General features: G+C 73.1%; 18 protein-coding genes and 1 riboswitch. Of the genes, 13 read left to right on the top strand and 5 right to left on the bottom strand.

What is annotated here, in order from left to right; all coding sequences use genetic code 11:
• Nucleotides 1-90: 90 nt before the first annotated feature.
• From rpmA to VGD85_RS13360, 8 genes are all read left to right on the top strand, one after another.
• Nucleotides 91-345 (top strand): 50S ribosomal protein L27, encoded by a 255-nt coding sequence (gene rpmA / locus VGD85_RS13325; protein ID WP_331063925.1) that lies wholly within the window; start codon nt 91-93, stop codon nt 343-345.
• A 109-nt stretch (nt 346-454) separates the two neighbouring features.
• On the top strand, nt 455-1990 hold the full coding sequence (gene obgE / locus VGD85_RS13330; protein WP_331063926.1) for a GTPase ObgE: 1536 nt from the start codon (nt 455-457) through the stop codon (nt 1988-1990).
• Nucleotides 1987-3108: a glutamate 5-kinase gene (gene proB / locus VGD85_RS13335; RefSeq protein ID WP_331063927.1), complete on the top strand. Its 1122-nt coding sequence runs from the start codon at nt 1987-1989 to the stop codon at nt 3106-3108. The genes obgE and proB overlap by 4 nt, the downstream gene beginning before the upstream one ends.
• 122 nt (nt 3109-3230) lie before the next feature.
• Nucleotides 3231-3836 carry a DUF6801 domain-containing protein gene (locus tag VGD85_RS13340; RefSeq protein ID WP_331063928.1) on the top strand — a complete coding sequence of 202 codons (606 nt, stop codon included), beginning with the start codon at nt 3231-3233 and terminating at the stop codon, nt 3834-3836.
• Nucleotides 3837-3916: 80 nt separating this feature from the next.
• Complete coding sequence (locus VGD85_RS13345) at nt 3917-5116, top strand: cysteine desulfurase family protein (RefSeq protein WP_331063929.1); 1200 nt, start codon at nt 3917-3919, stop codon at nt 5114-5116.
• A 7-nt stretch (nt 5117-5123) separates the two neighbouring features.
• Entirely contained in the window at nt 5124-6215 is a 1092-nt protein-coding gene (gene mnmA, locus VGD85_RS13350; protein ID WP_331063930.1) for a tRNA 2-thiouridine(34) synthase MnmA, read from the top strand.
• On the top strand, nt 6212-7195 hold the full coding sequence (locus tag VGD85_RS13355; RefSeq protein ID WP_331063931.1) for a methionine synthase: 984 nt from the start codon (nt 6212-6214) through the stop codon (nt 7193-7195). Before mnmA ends, VGD85_RS13355 begins: the two co-directional genes overlap by 4 nt.
• A gap of 33 nt (nt 7196-7228) precedes the next feature.
• Complete coding sequence (locus tag VGD85_RS13360) at nt 7229-7765, top strand: type 1 glutamine amidotransferase domain-containing protein (protein ID WP_331063932.1); 537 nt, start codon at nt 7229-7231, stop codon at nt 7763-7765.
• A 101-nt stretch (nt 7766-7866) separates the two neighbouring features.
• Here the strand turns inward: VGD85_RS13360 and VGD85_RS13365 are convergent, their stop codons facing one another.
• Together VGD85_RS13365 and VGD85_RS13370 are read right to left on the bottom strand one after the other, a co-directional pair.
• The gene (locus tag VGD85_RS13365) at nt 7867-9456 is read right to left on the bottom strand and encodes an MFS transporter (RefSeq protein WP_331063933.1); all 1590 of its coding nucleotides are present in this window, start codon (nt 9454-9456) and stop codon (nt 7867-7869) included.
• Entirely contained in the window at nt 9453-10103 is a 651-nt protein-coding gene (locus VGD85_RS13370) for a TetR/AcrR family transcriptional regulator (protein ID WP_331063934.1), read from the bottom strand. The genes VGD85_RS13365 and VGD85_RS13370 overlap by 4 nt, the downstream gene beginning before the upstream one ends.
• 175 nt (nt 10104-10278) lie before the next feature.
• Here VGD85_RS13370 and ligA point away from each other — a divergent pair, with 175 nt between their 5' ends.
• On the top strand, nt 10279-12363 hold the full coding sequence (gene ligA / locus VGD85_RS13375; RefSeq protein WP_414690811.1) for an NAD-dependent DNA ligase LigA: 2085 nt from the start codon (nt 10279-10281) through the stop codon (nt 12361-12363).
• Between the two features lie 102 nt (nt 12364-12465).
• Nucleotides 12466-12768 (top strand): hypothetical protein, encoded by a 303-nt coding sequence (locus tag VGD85_RS13380; RefSeq protein WP_331063936.1) that lies wholly within the window; start codon nt 12466-12468, stop codon nt 12766-12768.
• 22 nt (nt 12769-12790) lie between these two features.
• Here the strand turns inward: VGD85_RS13380 and VGD85_RS13385 are convergent, their stop codons facing one another.
• The 3 genes from VGD85_RS13385 to VGD85_RS13395 all read right to left on the bottom strand — a co-directional run bounded on the left by VGD85_RS13385 (nt 12791) and on the right by VGD85_RS13395 (nt 15830).
• Nucleotides 12791-13909, bottom strand: coding sequence for a hypothetical protein (locus tag VGD85_RS13385; RefSeq protein WP_331063937.1), 1119 nt, complete (start codon nt 13907-13909; stop codon nt 12791-12793).
• Nucleotides 13906-14421 carry a SigE family RNA polymerase sigma factor gene (locus tag VGD85_RS13390; RefSeq protein WP_331063938.1) on the bottom strand — a complete coding sequence of 172 codons (516 nt, stop codon included), beginning with the start codon at nt 14419-14421 and terminating at the stop codon, nt 13906-13908. The genes VGD85_RS13385 and VGD85_RS13390 overlap by 4 nt, the downstream gene beginning before the upstream one ends.
• A gap of 68 nt (nt 14422-14489) precedes the next feature.
• Entirely contained in the window at nt 14490-15830 is a 1341-nt protein-coding gene (locus tag VGD85_RS13395) for an aminotransferase class V-fold PLP-dependent enzyme (protein ID WP_331063939.1), read from the bottom strand.
• A gap of 37 nt (nt 15831-15867) precedes the next feature.
• Nucleotides 15868-15980, bottom strand: a riboswitch (SAM riboswitch).
• 58 nt (nt 15981-16038) lie between these two features.
• On the opposite strand from VGD85_RS13395, the gene gatC reads away from it, so the two are divergent.
• From gatC to gatB, 3 genes are read left to right on the top strand one after another with little or no spacing between them, the layout of a single operon-like run.
• Nucleotides 16039-16338 (top strand): Asp-tRNA(Asn)/Glu-tRNA(Gln) amidotransferase subunit GatC, encoded by a 300-nt coding sequence (gene gatC, locus VGD85_RS13400; RefSeq protein WP_331063940.1) that lies wholly within the window; start codon nt 16039-16041, stop codon nt 16336-16338.
• Nucleotides 16338-17858: an Asp-tRNA(Asn)/Glu-tRNA(Gln) amidotransferase subunit GatA gene (gene gatA, locus VGD85_RS13405; RefSeq protein WP_331063941.1), complete on the top strand. Its 1521-nt coding sequence runs from the start codon at nt 16338-16340 to the stop codon at nt 17856-17858. Before gatC ends, gatA begins: the two co-directional genes overlap by 1 nt.
• Entirely contained in the window at nt 17855-19348 is a 1494-nt protein-coding gene (gene gatB / locus VGD85_RS13410; protein ID WP_331063942.1) for an Asp-tRNA(Asn)/Glu-tRNA(Gln) amidotransferase subunit GatB, read from the top strand. Before gatA ends, gatB begins: the two co-directional genes overlap by 4 nt.
• Nucleotides 19349-19417 lie beyond the last annotated feature (69 nt).

The following is a 19417-nucleotide window of genomic DNA, read 5'->3' on the forward strand; positions in this document are numbered from 1 at the left end:
AGCGCCAGGGTCACCGCCAGAAGTACACCCAGGTCAAGGTCACCGACATCTCCCTCTGAGCACCGCTCGAGCACCCGAGAAGGACACGAAATGGCACACAAGAAGGGCGCGGCGTCCACCAAGAACGGCCGCGACTCCAACGCGCAGCGGCTCGGCGTCAAGCGGTACGGCGGCCAGGTCGTCAACGCCGGCGAGATCATCGTGCGCCAGCGGGGCACCCACTTCCACCCGGGCAGCGGCGTCGGCCGCGGCGGTGACGACACCCTGTTCGCGCTGGTCCCCGGTGCCGTCGAGTTCGGCACGCGTCGTGGCCGTCGCGTCGTGAACGTCGTCCCGGGCGAGTGACCTGACGCTCGCACCCAGGATCCACCTCAGCACGGGCGTCCCTGACGGGGCGCCCGTTCTGCATTTGCGGCAGATTCCTCCCAGAGGCTCCTCGTAGAGAGTAGGCACCATGGCAGTCCCGACCTTCGTCGACCGGGTGACGCTGCACGTCAGCGCCGGCCGCGGCGGCAACGGTGTGGCCTCGGTGCACCGCGAGAAGTTCAAGCCCCTCGGGGGCCCCGACGGCGGCAACGGCGGCCCGGGTGGCTCGGTGATCCTCCGGGTCGACCCGGACGTGACGACGCTGCTCGACTACCACCACAGCCCCAAGCGGCGCGCCGAGCACGGCGGCCACGGCGCCGGCGCCCACCGCAACGGCGCCCACGGCGCCGACCTGGTGCTGCCGGTGCCCGACGGCACGGTGGTGACCGACCGGCAGGGGCACCTCCTGGCGGACCTGGTCGGGCCCGGCACCGAGCTCGTCGTCGCCCAGGGCGGTCGGGGCGGACTGGGCAACGCCGCGCTCGCGTCGGCCAAGCGCAAGGCGCCCGGCTTCGCACTGCTCGGCGAGCCGGGCGACGAGCTGGAGATCGTGCTCGAGCTCAAGGTCGTCGCCGACATCGGCCTCGTCGGCTTCCCGAGCGCCGGCAAGTCCAGCCTGATCGCCGCGATCTCCCGCGCCCGGCCCAAGATCGCGGACTACCCGTTCACCACGCTGGTGCCCAACCTCGGCGTCGTGTCCGCCGGCGACACGACGTTCACCGTCGCCGACGTGCCGGGCCTCATCGAGGGCGCCAGCGAGGGCCGCGGGCTGGGCCACGACTTCCTGCGCCACATCGAGCGCTGCGCCGCGATCGTCCACGTGGTCGACACGGCCAGCATCGAGCCCGGCCGCAACCCGGTCGACGACCTCGACGTCATCGAGAACGAGCTGACGCGGTACGGCGGCCTCGAGGACCGGCCCCGTCTCGTGGCCTTGAACAAGGTCGACGTCCCGGACGGCCGCGACATCGCCGGGTTCGTCGTCGAGGAGCTGCGCGAGCGCGGCCTGCGGGTCTTCGAGGTGTCCGCCGCCTCCGGGGAGGGCCTGCGCGAGCTCACGTTCGCGATGGCCGGCATCGTCGAGGCGGCGCGCGCCGCCAAGCCCGTGGTCGAGGCGACGCGGATCGTGCTGCGGCCGCCGTCGGCCGACGGCAGCGACACGTTCACGGTCACCGAGACCGCCGACGGGTGGCAGGTCCGCGGCGAGAAGCCCGAGCGCTGGGTCCGGCAGACCGACTTCAGCAACGACGAGGCGGTGGGCTTCCTCGCCGACCGGCTCAACCGGCTCGGCGTCGAGACGCGGCTGGCGGAGCTGGGCGCCCAGGAGGGCGACGCCGTGCTGATCGGCGACCCCGACAACGCGGTCGTCTTCGACTTCAAGCCCGGCCTCGACGCCGCCGCGGAGATCCTCAGCCGGCGCGGCGAGGACCAGCGCTTCGACGAGTCGAGGCCGGCCGCCCGCCGCCGGCGGGCGATCGAGGAGGCGATGGGCGACCGGGCCGAGGGCGAGACGCGCGCGGACGTGGCGCGTCGTCTGGACCGTCCTGAGACCCACGGCCCGCAGTCCTACGAGATCGGCGGCGCCGACGACCCCGACTGGGCGGAGGAGGATCCCGGCCGATGACGTCCGCACCGCGTCGGGAGGTCACCGCGGCCAAGCGCATCGTCGTCAAGGTCGGGTCCTCCTCGCTCACCACCGCCGCCGGCGGCATCGACCCCGGCCGCGTCCGGGACCTCGTCGACGTGCTCGCGAAGCTCCGCGCCGGCGGCACCGAGGTCGTGCTGGTCTCGTCGGGGGCGATCGCCGCCGGGCTCGCCCCGCTGGGTCTGCGCCGCCGGCCGCGGTCGCTGCCGGCCCAGCAGGCGGCCGCCTCGGTCGGCCAGGGCCTGCTCGTGCACCGCTACACCGAGGAGCTCGCCCGGCACGGCGTGATCGCCGGCCAGGTGCTGCTCACCGTCGACGACGTCACCCGGCGCTCGCACTACCGCAACGCCTACCAGACCTTCGCCAAGCTGCTCGAGCTCGGCGTGCTGCCGATCGTCAACGAGAACGACACGGTCGCGACCAGTGAGATCCGCTTCGGCGACAACGACCGCCTCGCCGCGCTGGTCGCGCACCTCGTGCACGCCGACCTGCTGGTGCTGCTCTCCGACGTCGACGGTCTCTACGACGCCGACCCGACCCACCCGGACAGCTCGCTGCTGCCCGAGGTGATGTCGGTCGACGACCTCGACGCCGTGCGCGTCGGCAAGGCCGGCGCCTCGGGCGTCGGCACCGGCGGGATGCAGACCAAGGTCGACGCCGCCCGGATCGCCACCGGCGCCGGCATCCCGGTCGTGCTCACCGCCACCGACCGCGCCCCGGCGGCGCTGGCGGGGGAGCGGGTCGGCACGCTGTTCCACCCGACGGGCCGGCGCCGCCCCACCCGGCTGCTCTGGCTCGCCCACGCCACCGAGCCGAAGGGCACGCTGGTGCTCGACGCGGGTGCCGTGAAGGCCGTGGTCGAGCGGCGCGCATCGCTGCTGGCCGCGGGGATCACCGCGGTCGAGGGCACCTTCCACGCCGGTGAGCCGATCGACCTCGCCGCCCCCGACGGCACGCCGGTCGCGCGCGGGCTGGTCAACTTCGACGCCGAGGAGCTGCCGGCCCTGCTCGGGCGCTCCTCACGCGACCTCAAGCGCGAGCTCGGCGCGGAGTACGAGCGCGAGGTCGTCCACCGCGACGACCTGGTGCTGCTCTGACCGCCAGCCGGACGCAGGGCTACCGGCGGGTGTAACAGGGGGTTGCACCCCCGTTTGCCGGACCGTTATCGTCCCGATCACGTTCGCGCCCGGGAGGGGCGCGATTCTCGGGAGGAGTCCGCATGTCCATGCCCCTGTCTGTCCCCAGGTCCCTGTCCGCCCGCCTCGGGGCGTTCGGCGCCTCGGCCGCGCTGGTCGCCGGCGCCGTCGTCGCGACCGCCCCGGCCGCCGAGGCCGAGCCGGTGTCGCTGAAGAGCAGCTACACCTGCACGACCGCGCTCGGCGACCAGACGATGGCGGTGACGGTCAAGATCGACCTGCCGACCAAGGTCAGGCGCAACAAGGCGGTGGCCAGCCGTCCGGTGAAGATGAAGGTCGTGGTGCCGGAGTCGCTGGTCACCCCGATGCGCGACGTGCTCGGCATCACCGCCCTGTCCGGCTCCGCCAGCGACATCGCCTACCGGGTCGGCGCGAAGAAGGTGCCGCTGGCCAACGTCACGATCCCGCGCACCGACGTGCCCGCCAGCGGCGCGATGACGCTCAAGGCCAGCGGGACCGCCAAGGGCTTCAGGCTGAAGAAGCCGGGCAAGTACGTCATCCGCATCCCCAGCTCGTTCACGTTCAACGCCGACAACCAGGACGGCCAGCCGGTCCCGAGCTCGCCGTTCCCCTGCGCCGTGGCCGAGGGCGCTCCGACCAAGCTCGGTGTGCTGAAGGTCGTCCGGTAGCACTCGCCGCTCGACGGGCTCGGCCGCCGGCCGAGCGGGTTGGGCTGGTCGTCGCACCGCGCCGTACCCTGGACGGTGCGATGACTCAGCCCGACCCTGCCCCGACCGTCTACCTCGACCACGCCGCGACGACCCCGATGGTCCCCGCGGCCGTCGAGGCGATGACGGCCCACCTGCGCGAGGTCGGCAACCCGAGCTCGCTGCACGCCTCGGGTCGGCGGGCCCGCCGGGTCGTCGAGGAGTCCCGCGAGACCATCGCGCAGGCGCTCGACTGCCGCCCCGGCGAGGTCGTGTTCACCTCCGGCGGCACCGAGTCGGACAACCTCGCGGTCAAGGGCATCTACTGGTCGCGCCGCGAGGAGGACCCGCGCCGCACCCGCGTGCTGACGACGGCCATCGAGCACCACGCCGTCCTCGACCCGGTGCGCTGGCTCGGCGAGGCCGCCGGCGCCGACGTCGAGCTGCTGCCGGTCGACGACCGGGCCCGCCTCGACCTCGACGCGCTGCGCGCCTCGGTCGAGCGCGACCCGGACTCCGTGGCGCTGATCTCGGTGATGTGGGCCAACAACGAGGTCGGCACGCTGCAGCCGGTCGAGGAGGTCGTCGCGATCGCCGGCGAGCACGGCATCCCGGTGCACACCGACGCCGTGCAGGCGGTCGGGCACGTCCCGGTCGGCTTCGCGACCTGCGGTGTCGACGCCCTCACGCTCACCGGTCACAAGGTCGGCGGGCCGTACGGCGTCGGCGCGCTCGTCGTGCGCAAGGAGCTGGCGCTGCGCCCGCTCGTGCACGGCGGCGGCCAGGAGCGCGACATCCGCAGCGGCACGCTCGACACCCCCGCGATCGCCGGCTTCGCAGCGGCCGTCGAGCTGGCGGTCAAGCACCAGCCCGAGTACGCCGGGCGCGTCGGCGCGCTGCGCGACGACCTGGTCCGCCGGGTCATCGAGGTCGTCCCCGACGCCCACCTGCACGGTGCCCCGCTCGATCCTCGCGAGCTCCGCCGGCTGCCCGGCAACGCCCACCTCGGCTTCCCCGGCTGCGAGGGCGACTCGCTGCTGATGCTGCTCGACGCCCGCGGCATCGAGTGCTCGACCGGCTCGGCCTGCTCGGCCGGCGTACCCCAGCCGTCGCACGTGCTCCTCGCCATGGGCTGCGACCCCGACCAGGCGCGCCACTCGCTGCGCTTCACGCTCGGCCACACCACCACCCAGGCCGACATCGATGCCGTCGTCGAGGCGATCGGGCCGGTCGTCGAACGCGCCCGGGCGGCGCGCCGGTGACCTCACGATGAGAGTCATCGCCGCCATGTCCGGCGGCGTCGACTCCGCCGTGGCCGCCGCGCGCGCGGCCGACGCGGGTCACGACGTCACCGGCATCCACCTCGCGCTGTCGCGCAACCCGGCGTCGTACCGCTCCGGCGCCCGGGGCTGCTGCACGATCGAGGACAGCAACGACGCGCGCCGCGCCGCCGACGTCATCGGCATCCCGTTCTACGTCTGGGACCTCAGCGACCGGTTCCACGAGGACGTCGTCGAGGACTTCATGGACGAGTACGCCGCCGGGCGGACGCCCAACCCGTGCCTGCGGTGCAACGAGAAGATCAAGTTCGCGGCCGTGCTCGACCGGGCGCTGGGGCTGGGCTTCGACGCGGTCGTGACGGGTCACTACGCGCAGCTGCGCACCGGCCGCGACGGCGTCGTGGAGATGCACCGCGCGGTCGACCACGGCAAGGATCAGTCCTACGTCCTCGGCGTGCTCGACCAGCAGCAGCTGCGGCACTCGCTGTTCCCGCTCGGCGGCTCGACCAAGGACGAGGTGCGCCACGAGGCCGCCGAGCGCGGGCTGCTCGTCGCCGACAAGCCCGACAGCCACGACATCTGCTTCGTCGCCGACGGTGACAACGCCGGCTGGTTGCGCGAGAAGCTCGGCGACCGGGCCCCCAACCACGGTGGGTCGATCGTCGACGAGTCCGGCGAGGTGCTCGGCGAGCACGCCGGCACCTACGGCTTCACGATCGGTCAGCGCAAGGGGCTGCGGCTCGGCCGACCCGCCCCGGACGGCAAGCCCCGCTTCGTGCTCGACATCGAGCCGGTCTCGGGCACCGTCACCGTCGGCCCGCGGGAGCGGCTCGCGGTCCACCGGCTCCGGGCCGTGCGGCCGCGGTGGTGTGGCACCGTCCCGGACCGGCTCGACGGCACGGTGCAGCTGCGCGCCCACGGCGAGGAGCTGCCCGCACGGCTCCGCGTGACGGAGACCGTCGACATCGAGCTGCTGGAGCCGGCGTACGGCATCGCGCCCGGGCAGGCCGCGGTGATCTACGACGGCACCCGCGTGGTCGGCTCGGCCACGATCGCGGCCACCGAGCGGGTCGAGCCATGACGCTCGCCACCGGCGTCGGGTCGCTGCCGGGCGAGGACTACGCCGAGTCGCTGCGGATCGTGCTCGGCGAGCTGCCCGGCCTGCCGCACCTGCCCGAGCTCCCGGCTCGCGGGGCCACGGCGACGATGACCGGCCGCGGGCTCGCGGTCCTCGCCGAGCTCGGCGCCGACCTCCAGCCCGCCGGGTGGCGGCTCACCGGGGGCGGCTCCGGGGTCGACCACCGCCGGGCCCGCAGCCTGCTCGCCCAGGACCTCGACGCGCTCGAGGAGCAGGCGCAGGGCTACGCCGGGGCGTTCAAGATCCAGGTCGCCGGTCCGTGGACGCTGGCCGCGACCGTCGAGAGACCGCGCGGCGACAAGGTCCTGGCCGACCAGGGCGCCCGCCGCGAACTGGCGCAGGCGCTCGCCGAGGGCGTGCGCAGCCACGTCGCGGACGTCCGCCGGCGCCTCCCGGGCGCCGACCGGCTGGTCGTCCAGGTCGACGAGCCGGCGCTCGCCGGGGTGGTCGCCGGCCAGGTGCCGACCGCGTCCGGGTTCCACCGGCACCGCAGTGTCGACCTGCCCGAGGCCGCCCAGGCGCTCGCGTGGGTCCTCGAGGCCGTCACCGCCTCGGGGGCCGAGCCGTGGGTGCACTCGTGCGCGCCGCGCACGCCGCTCGACCTGGTGCGCGACGCCGGCGCCCGGGGCCTGTCGGTCGACCTGGCGATGCTGTCAGCGGCCGACCACGACACGCTCGCGGGGGCGCTGGAGGCGGGGGAGACCGTCGCGCTCGGCGTACTCCCCGGCACCGACCCGGCCACGACGCCCACCGACACCCAGGTCACCGAGTCGGTGCTGCGCTGGCTCGACCTGGTCGGCCTGGACCCGGCCGAGGTGGGTGCGCGGCTGGTGCTCACCCCGGCGTGCGGCCTGGCGGGCGCCTCGCCCGGCTGGGTGCGCACCGCGCTGTCGGTGCTGCGGGCCAGCGCCGGCCACCTCTGATTCGGACCACGGGCCCCGGGGTACCGGCCGGCCATGAGCGACCTGACCGGCAAGACCGTGGCCATCATCGCGACCGACTTCTTCGAGGAGGCCGAGCTCGTGCAGCCGCGAGACGCGCTGCGCGAGGCGGGGGCGACCGTCCGCGTCCACTCGACCGGCACCGACCCGATCCAGGCCGTCGAGGGCGACACCACGCCGACGCAGAAGGTCGACGTGGACGGGACGCTCGACGACCTCGACGTGGGCTCGGTCGACGCGGTGGTGGTGCCCGGCGGGACCGTCAACGCCGACCGGATCCGCACCGAGCCGCGGGCGCAGGAGATCGTCCGCGAGGCGATGGAGCGGCGGCTGCCGCTGGCCGTCATCTGCCACGGGCCCTGGCTGCTCGTCTCCGGCGGCCTGGCGCGCGGCCGGCGCCTGACGAGCTACGCCAGCCTCGCCGACGACGTCCGCAACGCCGGCGGCACCTGGGTCGACGAGGAGGTCGTGGTCGACGGCAACCTCATCACCAGCCGCGACCCCGGCGACCTCCCCGCCTTCGTCAAGGCGCTGGAGGATGCGCTGACCTGACCGGCGACACGACGGCGTACGACGGCGTACGACGCGACGATGCCCACCCCCGCCGAGGCGGAGGTGGGCATCGTCTGTGCCACCGAGTGGGAGGGGACGGGTCAGCCGACGTGCACGGCCTCGGGTCCGTCGGTGGCGAGCTCCTGGTGCTTGACGTTGAGGAACACCCACGTCACCAGCGAGGCGATGATCATCAGACCCGCACCGAGCAAGAACGCGTCGGTGGCGCCCTCGGTGAAGATCTGCGTGAACGCGACCTTCTGGGCCAGCCCGGCCTGCGTCGGGTCCAGGTCGGCGACGCCCTGCATCACCTTCGGCATCAGGCTCGCCGTGCGGTCGTCCATCGTCTGCGTGGCGATCGTGCCCAGCAGCGAGAGGCCGAGCGCGCCGCCCACCTGCTGCATGGTGTTCAAGACGCCGGAGCCGATGCCCGAGTCCTCCAACCGCAGGTGGTGGACGGCGGTCAGCGTCAGCGGCACGAACACCAGTCCCATGCCGAAGGACATCATCACGATGAACGGCAGCAGGTCGGTGGCGTAGTTGCCCTGGACGTGATCCACCGGGAACGAGGTGTCGTAGGGCAGCCGGGAGAACCCGAACAGCGCCATCGCGGCGAGCAGGGTGCCGACGCCGGCCAGGTACCGCGGGTCGACGCGGTTGGCGAGGTTCGAGGAGATGCCGGCCGCGGCGACCAGGCCGAACACGAACGGCAGGAACGCGACGCCGGCCTTGATCGGGCTGTAGCCCATCACCGTCTGGATGTACTGGCTGAGGTAGAAGAACATCGCGAACATCGCCGCGGGCGCGAAGAACATCGCCACGAAGCTGGCCGCGCGGGTCCGGTTGGTGAAGACCCGCACCGGGAGCAGCGGGTGCTCGACGCGGCGCTCCAGGCTCAAGAACAGGCCCACGAGCGCGACACCGGCCGCAAGGCTGGCGATCGTCCAGGTGTCGCCCCAGCCGTCGGTGCCGGCCCGGCTGATGCCGTAGACCAGCCCGAGGACGCCGAGCGTGCCGGTGACCGCGCCGGGCAGGTCGAGCTCACCGGGGTGCGTCTCGGACTCGGCGAGGAACCGGGGCGCGAGCATGGCGGTCAGCACGCCGATCGGGGTGTTGATCAGCAGCGTGAGCCGCCAGCCCTCGACGTCCATGCCGAGGAAGGTGTCCATGCCGGTCAGCCAGCCGCCGAGCAGCAGGCCGACGGCGGCGCCCACGCCGGACATCGCGGCGTACACACCGAACGCCCGGTTGCGGGCCGGCCCGGCCGGGAACGTCGTCGCGATCAGCGCGAGCGCGGCGGGGGAGGCGAGCGCGGCACCGAGGCCCTGCAGGCCCCGGGCGGCGAGCAGCAGCGGCTCGTTGGTGGCGATGCCGCCGAGCAGCGAGGCGATGCCGAAGATGATCAGGCCGAGCATGAAGACCCGGCGGCGACCGTAGAGGTCGCCGAGGCGGCCGCCGAGCAGCAGGAGGCTGCCGAAGGCCAAGGCGTACCCGGTCACGACCCAGCGGAGGTTCGCGTCCGAGATGCCCAGGTCGCCCTGGATGTAGGGGAGGGCGATGTTCACGATGGTGCCGTCGAGCACCACCATCAGCTGTGCCACCGAGATGAGCACGAGCGCCCATCCCAGGTGGAGGTTCTTACCGGGAGGAGCGGTGGTCTCCGTGCTCCCGGCGCTGGCGACGTCGGTCATGAGTCTTCCTGTTCCTTCGGGGAGTCCTTGTGGGACGCGGGGTCGGACGGGTTCGTCTGGAGCGGCACCGGCACGCACGTCGCGGCCGGCAGGATGATCTGGTCGATCACGCGGGTGATCAGGTCCTCGTCGGGCTGCTCGCCCATCACGAAGACGCGGTGCAAGACGATGCCGGCGAGGGCCGGCTCGAGGAGGGAGAGGTCGGCGTCCTCGCGGAGCTCGCCCCGCTCGCGGGCGCGCTGCCAGACCTGCTGGGACAGCGCGATCTTGGGGCCGACCACCTCGCGCCGGAAGGCCTCGGCGAAGTCGGCGTCGCGGGCAATGGCCGTGAGCACGCTCGCGAACGTGGCGACGGTCTGCTGGTCGACCAGCCCGCCCATGCCGCAGAAGATGCCCTGGAGGTCTCCGCGCAGGCTCCCGGTGTCGGGGAGCTCGCTGGGCCCCTTGGAGTGCTGCAGTGCCTCGATGACCAGGCTGACCTTGTTGTTCCACCGCCGGTAGAGGGTGGCCTTGGAGGCCTTCGCCCGTGCGGCGACGGCATCCATCGTCAACCGGTCGTAGCCGACGTCCGCGAGCACCTCGAGGGTGGCCTCGAGGATCTGCAGCTCGCGGTCGCCCTCGACGCGAGGGCGCTCGATCGGGGTCATCGGGGGAGTTCACCTGCCGTTCACACATGAAACGAAACGGTTTCGTTTCATCCCGAACAGCGTAGGTCGGCCCCGCATTCCGGACCAACCGAGATTCCTCGAACTTCTTCCGCCACGCCTGCATCCGGTCTAGACCGGAGCGTGGCGGCGTGAGGTGTCGGCGGCCCCCGGCACAATGGCCCCCGTGACCGACCCCGTGACGGACCCGCGCGAGGAGCACCGCCTGATCGCCGAGCAGGTCGAGGAGGCCCGCTGGCGCTACTACGTGCTGGACAGCCCGACCATCGACGATGCCGAGTTCGACCGGCTGATGCGCCGGCTCGAGGAGCTCGAGGCCGAGCTGCCCGAGCTGCGCACGCCCGACTCGCCGACCCAGAAGGTCGGCGGCGCGGTCTCGACCGAGTTCACCCCGCACGCCCACCTGCGCCGGATGGAGAGCCTCGACAACGCGTTCTCCCTCGAGGAGCTCGAGGCGTGGTACGCCCGGCTGGGTCGCGACGGCATCGACGCACCCGCGTTGCTGTGCGAGCTCAAGGTCGACGGGCTCGCGATCAACCTGCTCTACGAGCACGGCCGCCTGGTCCGGGCGCTCACCCGGGGCGACGGCACCACCGGCGAGGACGTCACGCCAAACGTCAGGACCATCGACGCGGTGCCGCACCGGCTGACCGGCACCGACGAGTTCCCGGTGCCCGAGCTGGTCGAGGTGCGCGGCGAGGTGTTCTTGCCGGTCGAGGCGTTCTTGCGGCTCAACGAGTCGCTGCTCGAGGCGGGCAAGGCGCCGTTCGCCAACCCCCGCAACTCCGCCGCGGGCTCCCTGCGCCAGAAGGACCCCCGGGTCACGGCCTCCCGTGCGCTCGGCATGGTCTGCCACGGCATCGGCGAGCGCCGCGGCTTCGAGCCGCAGGCGCAGTCCCACGCCTACGACGCGCTCGCCGCCTGGGGCTTGCCGACCAGCGAGCAGGTGCGGGTCGTGGCGACCCTGGCCGAGGTCGAGGCCTACATCGCCCACGCCGGCGAGCACCGCCACTCGATCGTGCCCTACGAGATCGACGGCGTCGTGGTCAAGGTCGACGACGTCGCGCTCCAGCGCCGGCTCGGCTCGACCAGCCGGGCGCCGCGCTGGGCGATCGCGTTCAAGTACCCGCCCGAGGAGGTCAACGCCAAGCTGCTGGAGATCCGGGTCAACGTCGGCCGCACCGGCCGCGTGACGCCGTACGCCGTCATGGAGCCGACCAAGGTCGCCGGCTCGACCGTCGAGAACGCCACGCTGCACAACTACTACGAGGTCGAGCGCAAGGACGTGCGGCCCGGCGACACGGTGATCCTGCGCAAGGCCGGGGACGTGATCCCCGAGGTCTTGGGGCCGGTGCTGGCGCTGCGGCCCGACGGCCTGCCGGCGTGGGTCGGCCCGACCGAGTGCCCCGCGTGCGGCACCACGCTGGTCGAGCAGAAGGAGGGCGACAAGGACCGCCGCTGCCCCAACCACCGGCACTGCCCGGCCCAGGTGCGCGAGCGCGTCTTCCACGTCGCGGGCCGGGGCGCCTTCGACATCGAGGGGCTGGGCTACGAGGCCGCCGTCGCCCTGCTCGAGGCGGGCGTGATCGACAACGAGGGCGACGTCTTCGACCTCGACGCCGCCGCGCTCGTCCGGGCACCGCTGTTCACCCGTGCGCCGAAGAAGAACGAGGAGGGGACGCAGCTCAGCGCCAACGGCCAGCGGCTGCTCGACAACCTCGCCAAGGCCAAGGACGTGCCGCTGTGGCGGGTGCTGGTCGCGCTCTCGATCCGCCACGTCGGCCCGACCGCCGCCCGGGCGCTGGCGGGCGAGTTCGGTTCGATGGAGGCGATCCGCGCGGCCAGCGAGGAGGAGCTCGCCGCGGCCGAGGGCGTGGGCCCCACCATCGCCGAGGCGGTGATCGAGTGGTTCAAGGAGCCGTGGCACGTCGAGATCGTCGACAAGTGGGAGCGCGCCGGCGTCACGATGGCCGACGAGCGCGACGAGTCGGTGCCGCGCACCCTCGAGGGCCTCACGGTCGTGGTGACCGGCTCGCTGGTCGACTTCAGCCGCGACTCGGCCAAGGAGGCGATCCTGGCCCGGGGCGGCAAGGCGGCGGGGTCGGTGTCGAAGAAGACCGACTACGTCGTGGTCGGCGACAACGCCGGGTCCAAGGCCGACAAGGCCGAGCAGCTCGGCGTACCCATCCTCGACGAGGCCGGCTTCAAGGCGCTGCTGGAGGGCGGCCCGACCGGTCTGTGACCAGTGGCCCTGCGCTCGGGACGTACGCCTCTCGTGACCTGGGTCTCACCGGGCTCATGCTCGGGGCATCGAAGCATCGGACCGCGCGCACTGGAGGTCGTCATGGTCGTGATCGCATTGATGGTGGTCGGCGGGATCCTGGCCGTGACCGTCGCCGTGTTCGTCCTGCTGCGCACCTGGGGGCAGGACGTCAGCCACACCGAGGCCGAGCTGCACGAGCCGGGAGCCCATGCCGCGTCGTTCGCCGTACCGCCCGGGCAGGATCCGGCCGTCCTGATGGGCGTGATCCGGGGAGCCGGCTACGTGGTCGTCGAGGACGCACCCGACCGGTTGCTCGTCGCCTGCCCGACCCCGCGCGACGCCGAACGGGTCCGGCACCTGCTCGAGCACACCTACCAGCACTGAATCCTCGGCCGGGCCTCGCCGGTCAGGACTCGAAGGTCTGGTTGCCGTAGCGCAGATCGGTCGGGTCGACGCCGCCGCCCTCCTTGGGGACGGTCACGTCGCCAGTGGTGCACTCGCCCGTCGAGGTCGAGCAGGTGACGACGCGGTGTTTGACGACCTTGAAGAGGTCGCCGTCCGGAGACCAGCCGTAGTCCCACGACTGACCGTCGACGGTGACCTTGGTGCCGGCGTCGATGTCGTAGACGTCGACCGACCTCCCGTCGGGGAGATTCATGGCGGCGTACCGGCCGTCGGGGGAGAGCTGCAGGTAGCTCTCGCCACGGGGAACCGTCAGCAGCACCTCTCCCGTGGCCACCTCCACCACCGTGATCTGGCCGTCGGCGGGCTCGACCGCGCGGCCGCCGGCGATGTTGGGATAGCCCGGGGCGATCTCGTCGGTCTCGGCGACCTCGCCGGTGCGCCAGTTCACCGTGCGCATGATGTCGTCGGTCCCGACGTACACCGTGTCGCCGCTGAGGGCCACGGGGGGCGCGGTCCAACCGCCCCAGGACGTCGCGTCGGGCACGGGCACACGGGCGACCTCCTCGTCGGTGGCGAGGTCGTGCACGACGACCTCGACCGTGCCGCCGGTGACCTCGGCGTACGCCAGGTAGGGCTGGGTCGGATCGACGCCGGGCACGACGTCCTCGGTCGTCACGGAGACAGGCCGCACGGTGCCGTCCTCGGTGACGAGCGAGTAGCGCTGGGGGCCGCCGCCGTCGCTCCAGTTGTTGTCGCCGTGGCGGACCAGGAGGCCCGCCGAGGTGTAGTAGGTCGACTTGATCGCCTTGTCGTCGATCTGCACGTGCGCGGTACCGCCGTCGTAGAAGACCGTCGTGCCGAGGGTGAAGACCGCCCCGTGGCCCGTGCTCGGTCCGGCGGGGTCGATGTCGCGTGCCCCGGTGTCGCCGCCGGTGAGGGACGTACCGGCCACGGTGGCAGTGGCGACGATGGCAACGACCGCGCCGGCCGCCACCGCGGCGGCGACTCGCCGGCGACGCCGGAGCCGACGCCCGGTGACCAGGACTCCGGTGAGATCCGGGGCGGGGACATGGAGGGCGGCCGCCTCGTCGCGGAGCAGCGTGCTGAGTCGTTCGGTCATGAGGCACTCCCGAGGTCGGCGGGAACGACGGCATCGCCCAGCAGCGTGCGCAGGCGGGCGAGCGCGTCGAAGGTCTGGCTCTTGACGGTGCCCTCGCTGATGCCGAGGGCCTGGGCGACCTCGCGGACGCCGAGGTCGTCGTAGTAGCGCAGCACGACGACCGCGCGCTGGCGCGGCGGCAGCTGCCGCAGAGCATCGACGACCGCGGGGCGCATGCTCGGGTCCGTCTCGCTCGTGAGCTCGGGAAGGATCTCGGTGGGGTGCTCGTTGCGCCAGCCACGCTTGCGGAACCACGACGCCGCGGTGTTGGCGAGCACGACCCGGGCGTACGCCGGCGCCGCGGCCGGGTCCTTGACCCGCCGCCAGGACGCGTAGGTCTTGGCCAGCGTGGTCTGCACCAGGTCCTCGGCGAGCTGGTGCTCGCCGAGCATGAGGTACGCCGTGCGGTACAGGCCCGGCCACACGGCATGGACGAGCTCGGTGAACTCGTCGTCCGTCAGCTGTCTCGCCATCGATCCTCCTCGAGCGGTCGACGGTTAAGACGCGGTGGGTGCGCCGTCGGTTGGGCGCCCGACGGAGACTACGCGCAGGCGGTCCCGGCGCCGGTCTCGGTGACCCAGGCCGGGAGTGGCCGCGGGTCGGGGGATGGACGGCCTTCCCCGTCGTACGTCCACGCCGGGCCGTGCGCGACGAGCTCGGCGATGCCGCACGCCAGCCGGTCGACGTCGTCGGCGGTGGACCCGAGTCCGAGGCTGGCCCGCACCGCCGTGCGACCGTCGTTGAGACGCGCCAGCAGCGGGTGGGCGCAGAACCGGCCGTCGCGGACGCCCACGCCGTGCTCGGCGGAGAGGTACTGCGCCACGAGCTCCGCGCTGTGGCCATCGACCGTGAACGTCACCACGCCGATCGCCTCGACCTCACCGCGCCACAGCTGCAGGGTGCGCACGCCGTCGAGGGCCTCGAGCGCGCCCAGCAGCCGGTCGCGCAGGCCCTCCTCGTGGAGGCGGAGCTCGCTGTCGGGCAAGGCGGCGATCGCCTCGCACGCGGCCGCCAGCGCGACCGCGCCGACGACGTTCGGGGTGCCGGCCTCGTGTCGCGCGGGCACCGGGGCCCACGTGGTGTGGTCGACGGTGACGCTGCGCACCGCGCCGCCGCCCGCGAGGTACGGCGGGGCCGCGTCGAGCCAGTCGCGCCGCCCGACGAGCACCCCGGCGCCGTACGGCGCGTAGAGCTTGTGCCCCGAGAACGCGAGGTAGTCGACGCCGAGCCGCTCCAGGTGCACCCGGTGGTGGGGGACGAGCTGGGCGCCGTCGATCGCGATGCGTGCGCCGTGCCGGTGCGCGATCTCGACGAGGTCGGCCAGCGGGAGGATCTCGCCGGTCACGTTGGAGGCGCCGGTGACAGCGAGGAGAGCTGCGGGGGTGCGGGCCAGCTCGGCCTCGACCGCGGCGAGGGTGAGGGCGACGGTCTCGCGCGCGGTGACCGCGCGGGCCCGGTCGCCGAGGCCCTGCCACGGCAACAGGTTCGCGTGGTGTTCGACGTCGAGGTGCACGACGTCACCGGGCACCGCCGACGCCAGCAGGTTGAGCGCGTCGGTGGTGTGCCGGACGACCTGGACGACGTCGTCGGCCCGGGCGCCGACGAACGCGCCGATGCTCCGCCGGGCGGTCTCGTACGCCGCCGTGCTCACCGCCGAGGCGTAGCCGGCGCCGCGGTGCACGCTCGAGTAGTAGGGGAGGAACTCCGCCACCCGGTCGGCCACCGCCTGCAGCGCGGGGGCGCTGGCGGCGATGTCGAGGTTCGCGTAGCGGACCGTCCCGCCGGTGACCAGCGGCACGTGCTGGTCGGCGCCGACGAGGGCCGCGAGCGGGTGCGTGAGGGCGGTGTGGGTGGTGGCGGTGGAGCGGTGGGTGGTGGGCATGTCGGCACGTCCGTCCGGTCGGGGACCCGACCCGTCGAGTCCGCGCTTGCCGGCTGCGGTTGCAGCCGACCGTGTCCTCACCCGGGGCACCCCACCGCGGAGGAGGGTTGCCGACTGGCCAGCCGGGGCTTCGCGCCAGTACTCGTGACGGGCACGAGGCTAGCAGCCAGCGGCGGCCCTGCTGACCGGCTCTCCTAGGATGGACGCCATGCCTGAGATCACCCGCGACGAGGTCGCACACCTGGCGGACCTCGCCCGGATCGACCTGTCCGACGCCGAGCTCGACCACCTCGCTCCCCAGCTGACCGTGATCCTCGAGTCGGTCGCGTCGATCAGCGGGGTCGCCGGTGAGGACGTCCCGCCGACCTCCCACGCGCTGCCGTTGACCAACGTGTTCCGCGAGGACGTCGTGGTCCCCGGGCTGACCCCGGAGCAGGCGCTGTCGGGCGCCCCCGAGGTCGAGCAGCAGCGCTTCTCGGTGCCGCGGATCCTGGGGGAGGACGCCTGATGTCGATCACCCGCCGCACTGCCGCCGAGATCGTCGACGCGCTCGCCGCCGGCGAGACGACCTCCGTCGAGGTCACGCAGGCCCACCTGGACCGGATCGCCGAGGTCGACGGCGCCGTCCACGCGTTCCTCCACGTCGATGCCGAGGGCGCGCTCGAGCAGGCCCGGGCCGCCGACGCGCGCCGCGCCGCCGGCACCCCCGCCTCGGCGCTGGACGGCGTGCCGATCGCGGTCAAGGACGTGCTCGCGACCCAGGGCCTGCCGACCACCTGCGGGTCGAAGATCCTCGAGGGCTGGATCCCGCCCTACGACGCCACCGTGGTGCGGCGGCTCCGCGAGGCCGGCCTGCCGATCCTCGGCAAGACCAACATGGACGAGTTCGCGATGGGGTCGTCCACCGAGCACTCGGCGTACGGTCCCACCCACAACCCGTGGGACCTGGACCGCATCCCCGGCGGCTCCGGCGGCGGCTCGGCCGCGGCCGTCGCGGCCTTCGAGGCACCGCTGGCGCTGGGCACCGACACGGGCGGCTCGATCCGCCAGCCCGGTGCGGTCACCGGCACGGTCGGCGTGAAGCCGACGTACGGCGGGGTGTCCCGCTACGGACTCGTCGCGCTCGCCAACTCCCTCGACCAGGTCGGACCGGTCACCCGAACCGTGCTCGACTCGGCGCTGCTGCACGAGGTCGTCGGCGGCCACGACCCGCTCGACTCCACCAGCATCGACCAGCCGCTCCCGTCACTGGTCGCGGCCGCGCGCCTCGGCGCCGAGGGCGACCTGGCGGGCCTGCGGGTCGGCGTGATCACCGAGCTCGCGGGCGACGGCTGGCAGCCGGGTGTGATGACCCGCTTCCAGGAGTCGGTCGACCTGCTCGTGAAGGCCGGCGCCGAGGTCGTCGAGGTCTCGTGCCCGACGTTCGTGCACGCGCTGGCGACGTACTACCTGATCCTGCCGGCGGAGGCGTCGAGCAACCTCGCGAAGTTCGACGCGATGCGCTACGGGCTGCGCGTGTGGCCCGAGGGCCGTCCCGACGCGAGCGCCGAGGAGGTGATGCGCGCGACCCGCGACGCCGGCTTCGGCGACGAGGTCAAGCGCCGGATCATCCTCGGCACCTACGCGCTCTCCAGCGGCTACTACGACGCCTACTACGGGCAGGCACAGAAGGTGCGCACGCTGATCGCGCGAGACTTCGAGGCGGCCTTCGCCAAGGCCGATGTGCTCGTCTCGCCCACGGCGCCGACCACGGCCTTCCGGCTGGGGGAGAAGCTCGACGACCCGCTGGCGATGTACCTCAACGACCTGGCCACGATCCCGGCCAACCTCGCCGGCGTGCCGGGGATCTCGGTCCCCAGCGGCCTCGCCGACGAGGACGGACTCCCGGCCGGCTTCCAGATCCTGGCCCCCGCACTCGCCGACGACCGGGTCTACCGGGTCGGCGCCGCCCTCGAGGCCGCGCTGACCGCGCAGTGGGGCGGCCCGTTGCTGGACCGCGCCCCTGAGCTGAACGGAGCAGCACGATGACCGAGACCCTGGTGGCCTACGACGACGTGCTCGCGTCGTACGACCCGGCGATGGGCCTGGAGGTCCACGTCGAGCTCAACACCGCGTCGAAGATGTTCTGCGGCTGCCCGACGGAGTTCGGCGCCGAGCCGAACACCCAGGTCTGCCCGACCTGCCTGGGGCTCCCCGGTGCGATGCCGGTCGTCAACGGCAAGGCCGTCGAGTCGGCGATCCGGATCGGTCTCGCGCTGAACTGCGAGATCGCCGAGTGGTGCCGGTTCGCGCGGAAGAACTACTTCTACCCGGACATGCCGAAGAACTTCCAGACCTCGCAGTACGACGAGCCCATCTGCTTCGACGGCTGGATGGACGTCGACGTGGACGGTGAGACCTTCCGCGTCGAGATCGAGCGCGCCCACATGGAGGAGGACACCGGCAAGTCGCTGCACGTCGGCGGCGCCACCGGCCGCATCCACGGCGCCGACCACTCGCTGGTCGACTACAACCGCGCCGGCATCCCGCTGATCGAGATCGTCACCAAGCCGATCGTCGGAGCCGGGGAGAAGGCGCCGCTGGTGGCGCGGGCGTACGTCGCGCAGCTGCGCGACCTGATCATCGCCCTCGGGGTCTCCGACGCGCGCATGGACCAGGGCTCGATCCGCGCGGACGTCAACCTCTCGCTCTCCGCGAAGGGCTCGGGGACCCTCGGCACCCGCACCGAGACCAAGAACGTCAACTCGCTGCGCTCGGTGGAGCGGGCGGTACGCTACGAGATGTCCCGGCACGCCGCGGTCCTCGAGTCGGGCCGGACGATCCTGCAGGAGACCCGGCACTGGCACGAGGACACCGGCGTCACGACCAGCGGCCGGGAGAAGTCCGACGCGGAGGACTACCGCTACTTCCCCGAGCCCGACCTGGTGCCGGTCGCGCCGTCACGGGAGTGGGTCGAGGAGCTGCGCGCGACGCTGCCCGAGAACCCCACCCAGAAGCGCGCCCGGCTGCAGGCCGAGTGGGGCTTCTCCGACCTCGAGATGCGAGACACCGTCGGTGCCGGCGCGCTCCTGATCGTCGAGCAGACGATCGCCGCCGGTGCCTCGCCCCAGGCCGCCCGCAAGTGGTGGCTCGGCGAGATGGCGCGGCGCGCCAACGAGGCCGGCGTCGAGGTCGGCGAGCTCGGCGTCACCCCGGTCGACGTCGCCCGCGTGCAGGTGCTCGTCGACGAGGGCAAGCTCAACGACAAGCTGGCCCGCCAGGTCTTCGACGGCCTGCTCGCCGGCGAGGGCACCCCGGACGAGATCGTCGCCGCCCGCGGCCTCGCGATCGTCTCCGACGAGGGTGCGCTCTCGGCCGCGGTCGACAAGGCGATCGCCGACAACCCCGACGTCGCCGACAAGATCCGCGACGGCAAGGTCGCCGCCGCCGGCGCCCTCATCGGCGCGGTGATGAAGGAGATGCGCGGCCAGGCCGACGCCGCCCGGGTCCGCGAGCTCATCCTCGAGAAGCTCACCTGAGCGCGAGCCGTCACTCGCGAGGGTTCCAGACCCCTCGAGCCGTCACTCCTGCAGCCTGAAACCAGCAGA

It is taken from the genome of Nocardioides sp., from assembly GCF_036401255.1.
In the GTDB taxonomy this organism is placed as follows: Bacteria; Actinomycetota; Actinomycetes; order Propionibacteriales; family Nocardioidaceae; genus Nocardioides.